Source organism: Methanosarcina sp. A14, from assembly GCF_001729375.1.
GTDB classification, from domain to species: Archaea; Halobacteriota; Methanosarcinia; order Methanosarcinales; family Methanosarcinaceae; genus Methanosarcina; species Methanosarcina barkeri.
This window is the reverse complement of sequence record NZ_LZPK01000031.1, coordinates 1-15804: the sequence shown is the minus strand read 5'-3', so window position 1 is coordinate 15804 and position 15804 is coordinate 1. Positions and strand designations below refer to the sequence as shown.

Sequence of the window (15804 nt, the reverse complement as noted above, 5' to 3'; positions counted from 1 at the left end):
ATGAGCAAACTATTGCAATACAATAATTAAAAAATTTAAATATCTCATGCTATTTATTTCAGTTTACCGCGTAGGCACTGAGTCATTTGCATTTGGATATAAATAAATAAAATGTCATAGAATACAAAGCCTTTTGCATCAATTAATTGTCTAAAAAGTAAGTAATCAAGGAGTTCTTTAAAGAAATAAAGTAATTAAACAAAGGAGTTCTTTAAAGAAATAAAGTAAGTAACCAAAGGAGTTCTTTGAAGAAATAAAGTAAGTAACCAAAGGAGTTCTTTGAGGAAATTTAAGTTTGAGTCACACAGTTGAATTCAGAAATAATGGCATAAAATTTCAAACTACTTGAATTGGCGTGCTTGAATTGACAGATATTTGAAAGATATAATTGACTTTTCTATGCTTTGATAGAGTTCATGTTTTCTTTGCACTTCAAGGTCTTGAATCGTACATATAAAAGACAGCTTGTATGAACCCTTTAACCTTTATGGTACCTGAATGTATTGTTTTTCAGAGCCGTGATTCCTGGCAAGGGCTCACCAGAAAGATAGGTTATACTTGCACCTCCACCCATGCTTATATGGGAAAATTTAGATCCCAGGCCGAGTTGATCTATAGCATCTAAGGTATGCCCTCCTCCTGCGACAGAATAGCTTGCTTGAGTTGCAGCCTTAAGAAGTTCATCCGTGCCAAGCCTGAACTTATCTAACTCGAAAATACCGGTTGGACCATGAAAAACACATAGCTTTGCTTCCTTAAGATATTTGGAATAATTTTCGATGGTCTCGCGGCCAATATCAGCTATTGGAAGATTTCCTTTTTTAATCTTGTCCACTTCGACTTCTTGACGTTCTCCACCATTGTTTAACGCTACATCCTGAGGTACGATGATCTTGCCTGAGTACTCCTTGAGTAGCCTGGAAGCAATCGAAATCTGGTCAATGTATTTTTTATTTTCAATGAATTTCCTGTTGACTTCGCTTACATCAATGTTCATTGCCATCATAAATATCGTAGCTACTACCCCGGTGGTAAGGATCTTATCAGCTCCATCCCGCTTGAGAATAGTAGAAATTGCCTTTATGGAGTCGTTTGCTTTCGCTCCTCCCAATACAAAGATTGCTGGATGCTCATGACATTTCAAGGCTTTATCTAAACCTGTAATTTCCTTGTCCATAAGCATGCCAGCAACGCTAGGCAAGACCTCTGTAAACCCTACCACAGAACACTGAGATCTATGAGAAACTGAAAAAGCATCGTTTATAAAGAGGTCAAATAGTGGATACAACTTCTTGACCATCTGGCTTTTAGCCTGTTTATCTGGAGGGCGGTTCATGATCTCCTCAGCATTGAAGCGCGTGTTTTCAAGGAGCAGGACCTCTCCCTGGTCAAGGGATTTTATAGCATTCCTTGCGCAGGAGCTGAATATATCATCCTCGTAGGTTACTTCTCGACCCAAAAGCTCTGTTGCCAGCTTTGCATGGGCTTCCAGGGGGGTATAGTCTTCATCTCCTGGTCGACCCTGATGAGACAGCAGAACCACTTTTGAGTGCTCCAGGGACTGCAACGTAGGCAAATGACTCTTAATTTTCTTGTCGTCCAGTATGTTTCCATTGTCATCCATGGGTGAGTTAAAGTCCACCCTTACAAGTACTCTTTTATCGTCCAGTACGACATCACTCATCGTCAAATAATTCATTCCAGTTGTTTCCTGAGACATTATAGTACCCCCCATTCACATGAGTGTAAAGTTCTAACTTTCAATTCAATGCACTTTTTTCTCTGATTAGTTTAGCCAGAGATATTATCTTAAAAATATTCTAGATGACCAGATCTAATTATAACTCGCAGAGGTTCCCCGTAATAATTCTATACGTCCAGAAAAACCTCAAGTATTTACTCACGATAAAACACTATAGTGAGGTATATTTACTCAATTTTGCCGGTCTTACCATTGAAGGCCATCTAAGGTTTTTCTAATATTATCAAGCCAAAAACTGCCATAGATTTGCGACAAATCCCCCAACCTGTCACAAATACATTAACTTAGAGATTTTGCGATTTCATGCTATTGTTTTCAGTTCGTTGCGTAAGCCTTAATCTATTTTGCATTTGGATTTAGAGAATAAAAGCCTTTTTGGTTTAAAGAAAAAAACTATTATTTGAAACTTGATTGTTTATAATCCATTATCTTATAATATTAATTATGACTGTGTTGTGTATATGACCGAAGAAAATAGTTTCAGAATTGATCCTTCGGTGTTGAGTTTTAACCTCTTGGAAACAAAGAAATTGATACTTAAAGAGATCCAGAAAGGAGCTTCTTTGGTTCTTCAGATTGCGACTACTGTTTAAATTTCTGAATGGATAACTTACAAAACCATTTTCGGAATCTCAAAGCAATGGAATATAGTCTACTGGGACAATAGGAGCTGATCCCAAAACTCAAAATTGCTTCTCTGAATCATGTATTTTGAATAATCAATCAAGTTTCTGATCATGAAAACAATCCTGAAAATTCTTGATGATTGAGGACTAAATGGTTTTTGGGATAGGCTCTAGGTATACTATAAAGGATGTGCGAAGAACCGCATAAATTTGATCTAACTTCTCAAGAGGTAAGTTGTAACTAAACAATAACTTGTTCCTTTCCCCATAATTGAAAACAAATTTTAAAGAAGAATCTCTGTTTCCAAAAGTTTGCTTATATATGTACTATGTTCTTCGGTCTGGTTTTGTCGCAAAATAGGATTTAATACATTATCTGCCTAGAAGTATAAGACCGATAATAAAAATTACAAGGCACAGTACTATAAAATATGTAATAACTTTAACTAACTTTTCCATAATCAATTCACCTCTTTAGGGATTATTGTAGTGATATTCACAGATTAACATATAATTGCTTTGAGGATTCGATTTATTGCTTTCGTAAAACTTACCTTAACTTATTATGCTTGAATATGTTTATGCCATTAACCAACACACTGGCACCATATAATCACATATTTAAATATCATAAACACTAAATATACTTAATTATTTTATTTGTTTAATTATAATAATAAACTATTTTGTAAATAAAAAATACCTTGTAATGTTTTGTTTTGACGGCATGAATACTACATAATTTGTGAAGAAGTGTGGTTTACGATATTTAAGTGACTCTCAAGCTCAAGGTTCTATAATTTAAAAAAACAATGTATATATTTTCAAGCATGTGTTCAATTAATAAATATCTTTATCTACTATTTTTTAAATTTAGTAATATTGTTATACTGAGAAATCATTTAATTTTTATGCATTAGATATTTTTTTTAGATTAAAGAGATACTCTCGCTTGTGAGCGGTCATAGTGACATACTAAGTTAGGTTGTCGACGTCAAGGAGAGGAGTCTGAAGGAATTATGACAATAGACCTGGAGCAATTAAAGGCAACAAACTTGAATCCTGTGCTCAGTGCTGCGAGCCTTGAGTTAGCTGATATTCTTGATGTTCCAGCGCTCAAGTCTCTTATGAATGACTTATCTCAACTTACTTACATCACCATATCCATTATTGACCTCAAAGGCAATGTCCTTATGAGCGTTGGATGGCCGGATATATGCACAAGATTCCACAGAGCCCATCCAGAGACCTGCAAGCACTGCATAGAAAGCGATACACAGCTATCACTGGGTGTTGCTCCTGGAGAGTTTAAACTTTATAAGTGTAAGAATAATATGTGGAATTTTGTGACGGGCCTGATCGTGGAAGGACAACATATCGCCAATATATTCTCAGGACATTTCTTTTTTGAAGATGAGACTTTGGACTATGAACTTTTCCGATCCCAGGCTAGAAAATATGGCTTCAATGAAGAGGAATATATAAAGGCGCTCGAAAAAGTTCCACGGTTAAGCAGAGAAACTGTGAACAAAAATATGTCCTTCCTTATGAAACTTGCCAACATGATCTCACAACTAAGTCACAGTAACTTCAAGCTTTCTCAAGCATTGGAGGAACGTGATATCCTTGTGGATGAGCTAAAGAAAAATAAGGAAGATCTCGATCACGCTCAAGCGGTTGGTAATTTAGGAAGCTGGCGTCTGGACGTACGTAAAAAAGAATTAACATGGTCTGATGAAAATTACCGTATCTTTGGTATCCCAAAAGACACTCACTTGACTTATGAAACCTTCTTTTCTAAAGTCCATCCGGATGACAGAAAATATGTCAAGAAAGAATGGATAGCGCAATTAAAGGGTGAACCATATAGTATAGAACATCGGATTATCGTAGACGGTAAGGTTAAGTGGATTCGTAAGAAGGCATATTTTGAATTCGACAAAAATGGAGAGATTATTGGCGGCTTCGGTATAACGCAGGATATAACTAAGCGCAAAAAAGCAGAACAAGATCTTAAAAGAGCGCATGATAGCTTAGAAGCAAAAGTTAAAGAACGTACAGATGAACTTGAAAAGGCTTATGAATCATTGATGGAAGAAAAGAGAAGGCTTTCTGAAGCCCAAAAAATAGCTCATATTGGAAATTGGGATTGGAATCTTGCAACTAATGAAATGTACTGGTCTGATGAGATGTGTCGTATTTTTGGGTGTGTTCCCCAAAAAGTGGTTCATAAGTACAGTGAACTTTTTAACTTTATACATCCCGAAGATCAAAGTTACGTGCATAACACTGTTAAAAGTACTTTACATAGAAAGTTCTTTAGCATTGATCACAGGATTGTCTCATCTGATGGGACAGATCGCGTAGTCCACTCACATGGCGAAGTTGTTTTTGATGAGAACAAAAAACCAATTCTTCTGAGAGGAACTATTCAGGATATTACAGATAGCAAGAAAACAGAAGAGAAGATCAGGACATTAGCCGATGTTGTGGAATCATCAAATGATGCTATTATAACTGAGACCTTAGATGGTATTATTGCAAGCTGGAATAAAGCCGCAGAGCAGATTTATGGTTATTCGGCTGAAGAGATTCTGGGGAAAAATATCTCAATCCTTGAACCAGAGAATCTTAAAGGCGAAATAAAAAAGTTTATTGAAATAGTTAAACAGGGAGAAAAAATCCAGCGTTACAAAACTTTACGGCTAAAAAAAGGTGGTAGACTAATAAATGTGTCAATAACTTATTCTCCAGTTTTTGACGCTTCTGGAAAGCTGAAGGCTGTCTCAGCTATTAGCAGAGACATTACTGAGCAAGTCAATGCGGAAAAACTTCTGGCAAAAGCCGAAGATGCCCGAAAAAAAGAAATCCATCATAGAATTAAAAATAATCTGCAAGTGATCTCTTCCCTTCTTGACTTACAGGCTGAAAAGTTCAGAAACAGAGAACGTGCTGAGAATGAAGAAGTTCTTAACGCTTTCATAGAAAGCCAGGACAGAGTAATGTCAATTGCTCTTATCCACGAAGAGCTGCATGAAGGCAGAGGAAACGATATACTAAACTTCTCTTCGTATATTAAAAGGCTTGTTGAAAATCTGTTCCATACCTATAAACTTGGAAATGTCAACACGAGCCTGAACATTGAACTGGAAGAAAACATTTTCTTCGATATGGATATTGCCGTCCCGTTGGGAATAATCATTAATGAACTTGTTTCAAATTCCCTTAAGTACGCATTTTTAGGCAGAGATAACGGGAAAATTCAAATCAAACTTCACAAAAAATGCTCTATAAAACACGTAAACAACGAACAAGGAAATACAAAAGAAAGTTATAACGGCACTGATTTCGTATTAACAGTCTCGGATAATGGGATTGGTGTTCCTGATGAGTTTAATTTAGAAGACTCCAATTCTCTTGGCTTACAGTTAGTGGAAACCCTGGTAGATCAATTAGAAGGTGAAATTGAGTTAAAAAGAGATTCTGGAACTGAATTCTGTATAAGATTTGCGGTACCAGTACAAAATTGAAAAATAGTAAAATCGAATTTTCACACAATGCTCAGTTTACGAAACTGGATCTTTTGTAAACTTAAGTATCCGAATTTCAATGATTTCTTGAGTTTGGGTCCTGTCGGAATTCATAGCATATAGCGAATATCTAAACATGTAGTAGGATAGGTAAATACCAGCTTTTTTATGTCCGACGCCTTGAGTCCAAGCCGTATTACAGCAGCGAAAATATTGATAGCTTCTTCAGCATTTGGACCCAGGATATAAGCTTCCACTATACGGTCATTTGTTTCATCAATAATTACTTTTGAAGCTGCAAACTCCATTCCTGCTTTTCGGGTTGTGTACCAGTTGCTTCTGTCCTGGTAAATCACTTTATATTTGTCACTGTCTTTAGCATTACTGGTTTCTACTGAAGCCAGGATAGGTATTGCATGAACTACACTTGGAATACCTGTATAATCCACTTCGACACTATTCTCATTAAGGATGTTAGCTGCTGCAACTTCTCCTTGAAGAGCTGCTACAGAAGTAAGTTTCATACCTTCTGATACACAATCTCCACCTGCATAGACTCGAGGGTTTGAGGTCCTCATGTACTTATCAACTACAATAGCTCCCTTTTCAATCTTAATCCCAGCTTTTTCGAGATGAAGCTCCTCTATCTTCGGGACGCGACCTGCTCCATGAATTACCATATCCGCACGGAAGCTCCGGGTTTCTGACTCGATTCCTGATTTAGATCCAGTTCTAACCAGAAAACCATTAGCATCTTTTTCGATCGAGTCTACTGGTTTATTCATAAGAATCTTAATTCCTGCGGCTTCGGTCTCTTTAATAAGCAAATCTACCATGTCAGCATCAGAGTGCCTCAGGAGCCTTTCACTTCTGTGCAGAATTGTAACCTCCGACATGGCTCTTCGTGCAACATGAGCGAACTCCAAGGAGATATGACAGTCTCCGATGAAGATAATTCTTTCAGGGAGCTTTTCGGTCTTCATAAACTCTTCACTTGTGGTAACATACTCTTCTCCGGAAATGTTGAGTTTTCTAAGCTTTGAACCTGTAGCAAGAAAAATATGTTCCCCTTTAAGTTTGTCTTCTCCAACAACTACTGTGTTTTGATTTTCAAAATAAGTTTTCCCGTGGTATGTATTGATTCCCATTTCAACAAAATAGCTCTCAATTCTTCCAGGACATTCTTCAGTAGCTTTCTTCTTGAATTCGAGAAGAGAAGACCAGTTAATCTTTATAGAACGATTTGTCCCCATACCTTTACCTATCAATCGATTGTTTGAATCAATTATCTCGGCGAGATCCGTAAACATTTTTTTAGTATCACAGCCTCTGGGAGGAGATATTCCTCCCTACTCTTTCGAGTCAATAATTGCTGTTTTTAATCCTGAATGTGCCACATTATCTGCAAAAGTTCTGCCCGAGGTTCCAGTTCCAATAATTACAATATTATAGTTCTTTTCCATAATGTCCCCCGTCTTCTATGTTCTCTCTTCTCCTAGTCCACGTGCTTTCCGAAAAAAATAGTAAAAAGCTATCCTCTATGCAAATTTATATTGAATTTATTATATTAAAAGATGGTTAATTAACAAGCTTTCCCGAAACTCAATATTTGATTTATGAATCTCGTATCTGAAACAGTAAATCTCGTATCTGATCTGAAAAGAGATCCTGAAAACTCTAATGATTTAAAATAAAACAGGTTTATAGAATATTCATGACAAAAATAGAGCAAGGAGTGAAAATCAAAGCCCTGTGCGCCCTTGGATTTCCCTGGAAGAAGTAAATACTCTTTTTACCATCTTAACGCGGAAGTCTCCCCCGGGGAAAAGTAAGGTTGTTTATCTAATTTCAGGATAATTACTGGATTGAGCAAGATGTCAGTAGATCAGATTCCAATCGGTAAGTTTTCTTTCATGACTCGTCTCTCGCAAAAAGCACTCAGGCTCTATGACCGGAAAGGGCTGCTTGTTCCGGAAGCAAAGGACCCTTTTACGGGATACAGGTACTATACCGTTTCCCAGCTGGAACAAGGGATGAAAATTAAAACTCTGTGCTTCCTCGGATTTTCACTGGAAGAAATTTCCCTGTTTCTGGATGCGGAAAGCAAAGGAGACTTCGAGTACATAGGAACAGGCTTCAGGAAGAGACTTGCGCAAACTCGACTGGAAATCGGACAGCTGCAAAGGATCGAAGGGATCTTGCAGGGCGCCTGCAAACACAATGGAAAAGTTATGGAGTTATTCAAAATGTCTGTTACAGAACCCGTTATAAAAGAAATACCCGAGATGCGAGTAATAAGCAAGCGTGAAAAAGGAACTTTTGTGGCAACTATTGGAAAACTTATAGGCGAAATCTGCACAAGCGTCGGCAGCCCTGAAAAACAGCGAAACCGTGTAAAAGTTACAGGGCCTGTTATGTTCCTCTGCCACGACGAAGAATACAAAGAAATCGGGGCTGATATCGAGATTGCCATGCCTGTATCTGGCAGGATCTCAGTCGAAGACCCGAAAATGGAAGTGAAAACCCTGCCTGCCATAAGAGCTATCTCAGTGGTCTACCGAGGTCCTTATCCGGGAGTCGAAGCCGGTTACAACCAGATTTTCTCGTATGCAAAGGAGAATAACCTGGAAACCTTGAGCCCTGACAGAGAATTGTATTTCAATAACCCTGAAGAAGTTTCTGAAGAAGAGCTTATGACTGAAATTCAGGTCCCGATAAAGGAGAAGTAATTTATTCCTTGCTCCAGCTCTCTGGAGCAGTTCTTTTTTCCAAAAGGGTACTGTTTTCCAGAAGCATAATTGCATAATTTTATGGCTTATTACCAGAAAAATTTCATGAAAAACTTAATGATATCTTCTGGTGTTATGATAAATATGTATGAAGTTAATTGCGAAACTTGTGGAAGAGAGTTATTCATCAGTAAAATTTTTGAAAATTCATATGCTTATTGGTGTCCTTTTTGTTTTGGTTTAAATCCTTTAGAAATAAACGAAGCAATAAATGTATGTGAAAACTACATAACAGAAACTCGAGAAAACGCACTAGCAGTTGCACGAACCTTTTCCAAAAGTGCTTTGCTCTTTGCAGCTCTTAATTCAAGAGAGATGGAATCAAGAAACATAAGTAAGATGGAAAATAACCACGTCCAAAATATCTTATGGTCTAGTCTTATAATAAGAGATTGCATTAAAGGCAATTATAACAATAGATCGTCAAAACAGTTCACGGCACAAAACCTTTCTGAATTATTTCGATATTATGCATGTATAATTCAATCCGAGAATCTTTTAGTTAAAGTAAAAGAAGGGCACTTTTGTCTTTTTGAAGTGGATTCAACGACAACACTTGACTATGTTCATAAAACCATCGAGACCGAAGGTAAAACGTATGTGGCTTTTCCTACTCAGCAATGGCGGTATTATTTAGAAATGCTAAAAACAATCCAAATGGGTCCTGACGAAACATTTGACCAAATTAAGGATAAAACAAGCACTAAGTAGAGAAATATCTCAAAGAGAAGAAATCCATAGAATTCAAAATAGAACGTGCTGGAAAAAAGGCTAAAGAAAAGTGGAAAAAAAAGCTATTAAATATTGAAAAGTCATTTAGATCAGAATCGTTTGAAATAATTTACAACTCATTTCACAGTGTTTACTATAATAAAGATTTTTTTCTTTTGAAGAGATAGGCAAAAATGCGAAGATTATCGACTTTATTGATTTGATTATCGAAGCAAGCATTCAGGAAATTAAAAGTTTATCCGAAAGATTAGGAGAGGAACAATTTCTTTATGAAATAGAAATTGGCAAATTTAAAAATTTATGTGATTCAAAAGGCTTAGATTTCATTGAAATACGGAGAATTTTAATTTCTTCTGAAGACGATTATAAGGAATTCCCCTTGCTTGTAGAGTACGAAAATAAAATATTAGTTTGTCCTGAAACTCTTCTTTTTATCATAAGTTTAATAAAATTTGGTACAGACAAAGAAAGTTTCAAATCGAATTCGTATTTATTAGGCAACGATTTTGAAAATGACGTTAAAGCAATTTTTGAATCAAACGGTTTTAGTTTGAAACATCCCGTATATAAACACGAACTAGTCAGGCAAAAAATTGAGTTCGAAAAAGAAGGGAAACCAGCTAAGCGGGAAATAGATTTAATACCATATGACGACGAATTATTACTTGTAGTCGAATGTAAGAGAAATTCGTTCAAGCCAGGATATATTTAAATCTTAAAGACAAAAACGAATCTCTGCTAAGAGGTATTAAGGATGAAATTGACAATAAACACATAGATAGAGTGACATACTTCCAAGAAAAACAAAACGAATTCGGCTTTAAAAATCATAGAAAAGTTAAAGGCTTGTTAATAACGTTGATAAAAGAAGATATTGAATCTTATAGAGATATAGACATAGTTCCTCTTTGCGATTTGGAAATGTATTTAAAGTAAAGTTCTTAACTCACTATATGTTTTAATATGTTTCACTTATGGGTGGGTATCAAGGATTATGTAATAATAACCTTATAAGTTGAAAACTAGCATTGGATCAATCCCTATTTCAAAAAGAGATGGGGATGAATTACTTAGTACCCGCGACGAAATAACCTATGCAACTTATAATTAATTGTAACTTTGATTGACGACCGTGATAGTGAAAATCAAAGCGTCCAATTGGAAATCTGCGTAGTTTATTCTGAGACGGGACCTTAGTATTAGAAAGATTAAAAAGATAAGGAAAAAGGGAATAAATCCCTCCTCATAGAATCAAAAGCTTGTAATCTTTACATCAAACTCTTTTTTCTATTTTATCCTAACATTTTTATATTTTGTTTTTTGCAATCCCATTATTTTACCTGTCACAGCATCAAATTTAACCCATAGACCCGTTTTTGGATTAAATGCTTGGAACCGATCTTTTATGGCGCCAACTCTTCCATCGCCTTTATTTGTTGCTATATAAATCCCCCCTTAGTTTAAAAAGATAATAAATAAACTGTATGCATATCATTTAATAGTTTTGGATGTATAGTTGAAAACCTAGAAAGCACTTAGATCGTGGCTTGTGTGCAAATGTTAATATTTATCAAAAACTATTTAAATATATAATTCGGTTTCAAAATTATTTTACATTGTGGTAAATATATTTATGGGGTGGTGTATTATGACAGTTTATTGGAATTGGAAATTAACAAGGGACGGCGCTATACGATTCGGCCTAATGTTAATGGTATTTTCAATTGTCTATCAAAATGTCGCATGGCTAAACTCTAAATTTTTACCACAACTACCTGTTGGTTACATTCTGCTTATTTATTTTGGAATTTTTATTATTCGACATGTGTACCGAGTTTTAAAGTGGTATTCTGTTTGGTTTAAGTATGGCACAAGACAAAAACTCGAAAATTTTATTGTGCATCTTTGTATATATTTTATTGTAATTTCAGTTGCATTATCTGTACCTAATTTGAATATGCCTAGGCTAGCTGCAGCAATAACAGCTACGAATGAAAGTAATAAAATACCAGTGTTTGAATCTGAAGTACCCGATCTAAACTCAATAATTACTGATTCCAAGGACTTTGATCTAATAGAAAAGAATGAAACAAGAATTACATCTTCTACACTCTGGATTAACTATAATACGTATGCTATCGGTGGAGATGGACATATAATCAAATTGAAGCAAAATTCTAGTGCAAAAAACCCAACGTATCAAGAGGTTCTTAACTTCTTACAAACAGATCAGACCGACAAATGCAATTATGTTTTAGATAAATTTGTATGTGCTGATTTTGCAGAGCAAGTTCAAAACAATGCCGAAATCGCGGGCTATAACTGTGCATATGTGGATATCAGTTTTACTGATAATGCTGGTCATGCGTGTAATGCATTTAATACAACAGACCGTGGGTTGATCTTCATTGACTGCACTAACAGTCTTGAGGGTGGTGGACCATATAATGGAGACTGTATTGTTAATATTGTCAAGGGTAGTATATATAAGCCGCAATACCTGTTTAATAGCGGCGGATGGTATAACTTACCAATGGGGACTGTTAAATCTTATACCGTGTACTGGGATTAAATATGTATCAAGGAACTATATTCAGGAGTCAAAGCCGGTTACAATCTGATTTTCTGGTATGCCAGGGAAAATAATCTTGAAACTCTAGGCTCAAGTAGGGAATTGTATTTCAATGTCCCTGCAGAAGTTCCTGAAGAGGAGCTTATGACTGAAATTCAGGTTCCGATAAAGGAAAAATAATCCGTTAAAATCGTCTGTTAATAATCTGTAACAATCTGTTAATAGTCTGTTACTACTCCGGAATTCCGGAGCAATTACTCTTTTTTTCCAGAATGATGACTGTATTATATGCAGGAGGTTCGGGCCGGATTCGCTTATATTCCCTGTAACCGTCTGGCAAATCAAGCAGAAAGTCCCGGTTTAACAGTTTCATTAAGCCTTTTTCGTAGATCCTGTAAGAAATCTTGCAGCCTGTAGGTATTACTTTTAATAAATAATCAAGAATTTTTTTTTAGGTCCGGCCTGTGCAGCTATTATGAAAGCCTTTACCCCGATACCCAGATCTAGAAAATCAATTGGGTTCATAGAAAAATGGCTTCCGTTAATTATGGTGATATCTTTAGAAAGCCCGAGCTTGTCAAGCGTTTCTATTGAAATCTTTGCCCTTTCAGGATTCTGCTCTATCCCTGTGCCTTTTACTGCATGATATTTGAAGAAAACGATAAGCGTCAGGGGAAGAGGCCCGCTTCCGAGGAAAATAACTCTATCCCCGGCTTTTAGTTTGAAACCTTCGAATTCTGCCTGGACCAGCCTGAGGTAATTTTTGTAAAAGGGAAATTCCTCAAGGACATTCAGGGAGATTGGCTCGCAAGAATTTCCTTTGCATATCCGGTTTCCAACCTTACCGTATATAAATTCCTGAATAGGTTCAGGTGAGCGAAAATCGGTTTCAGCTCCTGTTTATTCAGAAGAATAAAAACTAAATCACTTTCCAGGTCCCGGGTAATTAAAGAATCCAGCTTCATGAACAGTTTCTCGGGCCTATCCGAAGAGCAGGATAGGATTTCTTCATCAGAAAGCTCCCGTATGTCCTTATACAAATCGAGTATTTCTTTGAGTACAGCCTCTGAAAGCTCCAGACTTTCATCAATCGCACCAACCATACCAATCCCCAAAGAGTATTATAGTGCGCCTAAATATATTCCTGTTGAGAATTATCAGATCCTGAAACTCAGAAGGTTGAGACTTATATAATACACTGGCAGTAAAAAATTAATAATATAAAAAATATATGAATAAAGTAGAATCCAGACTTCACTCGAAAATCCTTTTTAAATCTTCCATTCCGAGAGAAACCTTAAACTCCTTTAAGCGATAAAACTTCTTGGCCCTGAGATCATCATCTTCAAGTCTGAGATCACTTTCAACAAATCCGGCTTTCTCCAGGCGTTTTAAATGCAGGTTTACTACCTGCCTTGAGAGATTCAGGTCCTTGGCGAGCTCGTACACATACCTCTCCCTTTCAGCCAGCAGGTAAAGCAGTTTAAGCCTTACGGGATGAGAGAGAGCCTCGCCAATATCCACTATTTGCTGAAGTGATTTTGTCATCCAGAATGTCCTCGCATACTTTTGGTTGCACTTGGCCCGGAAGGTCTCCAGAGCCTGCAGCAGACATAAAGCTTTAGATTTCTTCCAGCTTGGATTTTATATCTTCCACTGTTTTTTTGATTTCTTCTATATCTTTTTCCATTTTGATAATTCGTTCATTATCCCTCGGAGCTGTGTACCCGGACCTGTTCAGCAGCACTATCGCCACACCTACTATAAGAAAAATGATTAGGAGATTCAGGAGAAATCCCCAAAAGGAACCAGTTATGCCATATCCCATGCCATTCAAGCTTTCCACCTCGAAAATAACAGATATTCTTGAGATTATCGGTTTTTCTTGTTCTACCGACTTTTTTCTCAGATATTGCTACCATAAATATAAAAGAATATCCGGAAAAAGGTAACTGTAAATATAAAAATCCATTAGAAATTTTTGATAAAAAGGCAATAAATTGACTAATTAACCTGCAACTTGAAGAATTAACCTGTAACTCAAAGAATATCTGTAACTCGAAGAATTAACCTGTAACTCGAAGAATTAACCTGTAACTCGAAGAATTAACCTAAAAAAATAAATAAAAAGGATAGTATTAGGGATGGCTTCAATATTCAATTAATATTGAAGCGCTGTTGCTCTTAGCAGGCATTTGTCCTACAGTAGCCCTGACCTCTGCCGTATCTGTTGCCTGTCTGTGCTCCTGTGCAAAAGGATAATCGGTAAACACTTCACCGCTGAAGGAATCAATTCTTGCCTGCTTGTAAACTCCGTCTTGATCCTGATAGGAAACAATCCACCAGCGACGCATCTGAGAAATGTCCTCTTTGGAAATGTTGCTATCTATTTTTGCCTTTGCGATTTCGAGTGCTTCATCTACAGTCTTAACCTCAAGTTCCGCAGTACTATTTGAGTTGAAATAAGGACAGTCGGAAAAGTTGCCGTAACGTGGGCCAGAATCCATGTTTCTTGCAGCCCACCTGTGCATTGATCCAGAACCATAGTTTGTCCCTGCATTATCCGAAGCAACTGCACTGACTACTGCTGCTCCGGAAACCCCTATAAACAGTATTCCCAGAAGAATTGCTATAATTGCTTTTCTCATTTTTACACCTTCACTCATGTTTTTCTTTGTTTGTAACCTGTAATTAATTGTAAATGCCTGTTACTACACCATATGTAGTGTTTTGGCTACATATGTACTACAGAATAAGGATATATAATTTTTTTCATGTACTGCTTATTTTCACGAAAAGTCAGCGGTACTTTTCATTTATCTACCCTACAAGTGGTGGTATCCAGAAAAGGTTTGCAGCAATGGTTTCAAGGGCTGTAAAAATCTGGATTATCGGGCTAAACCCAGGAGTTATGGTTTTGTGCAGCCCGAAAGGAACAAACATTATGTCAAAAAGCCGAGTATCTCTCTGCGAGTATAAAATGAGAGCGAAATGTAAAAAAATGAATTAATAGATTAAGTACAGTAAAACTCGATATCTAAAGAATGAGAAATAAGAGTAGAAGGTTCTACTCTCTTTGAGCTCCATAGCATATCAATTTAAAATTGGAGATAATAATTTTATTTTGGAAATCCTTTTGAAGAAAAGGGTGCCAAAGTATGTTTAAGGATTCAAAGTATGTTTAAGGATTTTAATAGATTTTGAGATTCTCCTCGAACAAAACTCCAAATGTCTTGCAACAATAATGTAGGCTTCTCCAGTTTAAACTCTCAGGAAGTGAGCTCACCATCACTTAACTTCACAATCCTATCTGCAACGCTGGCCATTTCATGGGCGTGGGTCGCAACGGCAAAACTAACCTTCTGTTCTCTATTTATATATTTCATAAGATCTGTGATTTTTTTCCCGGTAACCGAATCAAGGTTTCCGGTAGGTTCGTCAGCCAGAATAAGCCTGGGGTTATTTGCAAGAGCCCTGGCTATGGATACTCTTTGCTGTTCTCCTCCAGATAACTCAGAAGGCAGGTGATGTATTCTATCTCCAAGTTCAACCATGTTAAGAAGTTCAGTTGCTCTCTGTTTTTGTTGGGAACGGCTAATCCGGTTAAAATGCATTGGATAGCAGACATTTTCAAGGGCGTTCATTGTAGTAGGAGTTACGCAGTTGGCTCCTAGCATATTGTTTTTTCCAAACTTTCAAATATTTGAATTAATTTAACGTGTATTGGGGATTCCTTAAGTATTCTGTCACTGCCACTCTTCTAATTTTCATAGCACTTTCAAACCAGGATATT

13 protein-coding genes and 1 pseudogene are annotated in these 15804 nt (G+C 36.6%); 6 read left to right on the top strand and 8 right to left on the bottom strand.

What is annotated here, in order from left to right; translation table 11 throughout:
• Window positions 1-478: 478 nt before the first annotated feature.
• Window positions 479-1720: a phosphoglycerate kinase gene (locus A9239_RS02155; protein ID WP_048155592.1), complete on the bottom strand. Its 1242-nt coding sequence runs from the start codon at window positions 1718-1720 to the stop codon at window positions 479-481.
• A 1687-nt stretch (window positions 1721-3407) separates the two neighbouring features.
• Between A9239_RS02155 and A9239_RS02150 the strand changes: the two genes are divergently transcribed.
• Window positions 3408-5918 (top strand): PocR ligand-binding domain-containing protein, encoded by a 2511-nt coding sequence (locus tag A9239_RS02150; protein WP_080943699.1) that lies wholly within the window; start codon window positions 3408-3410, stop codon window positions 5916-5918.
• A 110-nt stretch (window positions 5919-6028) separates the two neighbouring features.
• Here A9239_RS02150 and A9239_RS02145 read toward each other — a convergent pair whose 3' ends face one another.
• Complete coding sequence (locus tag A9239_RS02145) at window positions 6029-7228, bottom strand: NAD(P)/FAD-dependent oxidoreductase (protein ID WP_230629118.1); 1200 nt, start codon at window positions 7226-7228, stop codon at window positions 6029-6031.
• Window positions 7229-7792: 564 nt separating this feature from the next.
• On the opposite strand from A9239_RS02145, the gene A9239_RS02140 reads away from it, so the two are divergent.
• The 5 genes from A9239_RS02140 to A9239_RS20045 all read left to right on the top strand — a co-directional run bounded on the left by A9239_RS02140 (window position 7793) and on the right by A9239_RS20045 (window position 12191).
• Window positions 7793-8647, top strand: coding sequence for a MerR family transcriptional regulator (locus A9239_RS02140; protein WP_069575209.1), 855 nt, complete (start codon window positions 7793-7795; stop codon window positions 8645-8647).
• A gap of 105 nt (window positions 8648-8752) precedes the next feature.
• Window positions 8753-9418, top strand: a complete 666-nt coding sequence (locus A9239_RS02135; RefSeq protein ID WP_141706337.1) for a hypothetical protein — start codon at window positions 8753-8755, stop codon at window positions 9416-9418.
• Window positions 9419-9638: 220 nt separating this feature from the next.
• Entirely contained in the window at window positions 9639-10151 is a 513-nt protein-coding gene (locus tag A9239_RS02130; RefSeq protein ID WP_048117201.1) for a hypothetical protein, read from the top strand.
• Window positions 10152-11087: 936 nt separating this feature from the next.
• The gene (locus A9239_RS02125) at window positions 11088-12011 is read left to right on the top strand and encodes a hypothetical protein (RefSeq protein ID WP_048117198.1); all 924 of its coding nucleotides are present in this window, start codon (window positions 11088-11090) and stop codon (window positions 12009-12011) included.
• On the top strand, window positions 12012-12191 hold the full coding sequence (locus tag A9239_RS20045; protein ID WP_080941620.1) for a GyrI-like domain-containing protein: 180 nt from the start codon (window positions 12012-12014) through the stop codon (window positions 12189-12191).
• A gap of 52 nt (window positions 12192-12243) precedes the next feature.
• On the opposite strand, the pseudogene A9239_RS02120 reads toward A9239_RS20045, so the two are convergent.
• From A9239_RS02120 to A9239_RS02100, 6 genes and pseudogenes are all read right to left on the bottom strand, one after another.
• Window positions 12244-13114 (bottom strand): annotated as a pseudogene (locus A9239_RS02120) (nicotianamine synthase family protein).
• A 151-nt stretch (window positions 13115-13265) separates the two neighbouring features.
• Window positions 13266-13559 (bottom strand): ArsR family transcriptional regulator, encoded by a 294-nt coding sequence (locus tag A9239_RS02115; protein ID WP_048117192.1) that lies wholly within the window; start codon window positions 13557-13559, stop codon window positions 13266-13268.
• 73 nt (window positions 13560-13632) lie between these two features.
• Window positions 13633-13839, bottom strand: a complete 207-nt coding sequence (locus A9239_RS02110; RefSeq protein WP_230669164.1) for a hypothetical protein — start codon at window positions 13837-13839, stop codon at window positions 13633-13635.
• A 322-nt stretch (window positions 13840-14161) separates the two neighbouring features.
• The gene (locus tag A9239_RS02105) at window positions 14162-14659 is read right to left on the bottom strand and encodes a hypothetical protein (protein WP_230668831.1); all 498 of its coding nucleotides are present in this window, start codon (window positions 14657-14659) and stop codon (window positions 14162-14164) included.
• Window positions 14660-14831: 172 nt separating this feature from the next.
• Window positions 14832-14954 (bottom strand): hypothetical protein, encoded by a 123-nt coding sequence (locus A9239_RS20040; RefSeq protein ID WP_255361879.1) that lies wholly within the window; start codon window positions 14952-14954, stop codon window positions 14832-14834.
• 326 nt (window positions 14955-15280) lie between these two features.
• Complete coding sequence (locus A9239_RS02100; protein WP_230668833.1) at window positions 15281-15688, bottom strand: ABC transporter ATP-binding protein; 408 nt, start codon at window positions 15686-15688, stop codon at window positions 15281-15283.
• Window positions 15689-15804: the final 116 nt, after the last annotated feature.

Coding starts and splice junctions, on each gene's coding strand:
- A9239_RS02155 (WP_048155592.1), bottom strand. CDS start 1,720: ATGTCTCAGGAAACAACTGGAATGAATTATTTGACGATGAGTGATGTC.
- A9239_RS02150 (WP_080943699.1), top strand. CDS start 3,408: ATGACAATAGACCTGGAGCAATTAAAGGCAACAAACTTGAATCCTGTG.
- A9239_RS02145 (WP_230629118.1), bottom strand. CDS start 7,228: ATGTTTACGGATCTCGCCGAGATAATTGATTCAAACAATCGATTGATA.
- A9239_RS02140 (WP_069575209.1), top strand. CDS start 7,793: ATGTCAGTAGATCAGATTCCAATCGGTAAGTTTTCTTTCATGACTCGT.
- A9239_RS02135 (WP_141706337.1), top strand. CDS start 8,753: ATGAAAAACTTAATGATATCTTCTGGTGTTATGATAAATATGTATGAA.
- A9239_RS02125 (WP_048117198.1), top strand. CDS start 11,088: ATGACAGTTTATTGGAATTGGAAATTAACAAGGGACGGCGCTATACGA.
- A9239_RS02115 (WP_048117192.1), bottom strand. CDS start 13,559: ATGACAAAATCACTTCAGCAAATAGTGGATATTGGCGAGGCTCTCTCT.
- A9239_RS02110 (WP_230669164.1), bottom strand. CDS start 13,839: ATGGGATATGGCATAACTGGTTCCTTTTGGGGATTTCTCCTGAATCTC.
- A9239_RS02105 (WP_230668831.1), bottom strand. CDS start 14,659: ATGAGAAAAGCAATTATAGCAATTCTTCTGGGAATACTGTTTATAGGG.
- A9239_RS20040 (WP_255361879.1), bottom strand. CDS start 14,954: ATGTTTGTTCCTTTCGGGCTGCACAAAACCATAACTCCTGGGTTTAGC.
- A9239_RS02100 (WP_230668833.1), bottom strand. CDS start 15,688: ATGCTAGGAGCCAACTGCGTAACTCCTACTACAATGAACGCCCTTGAA.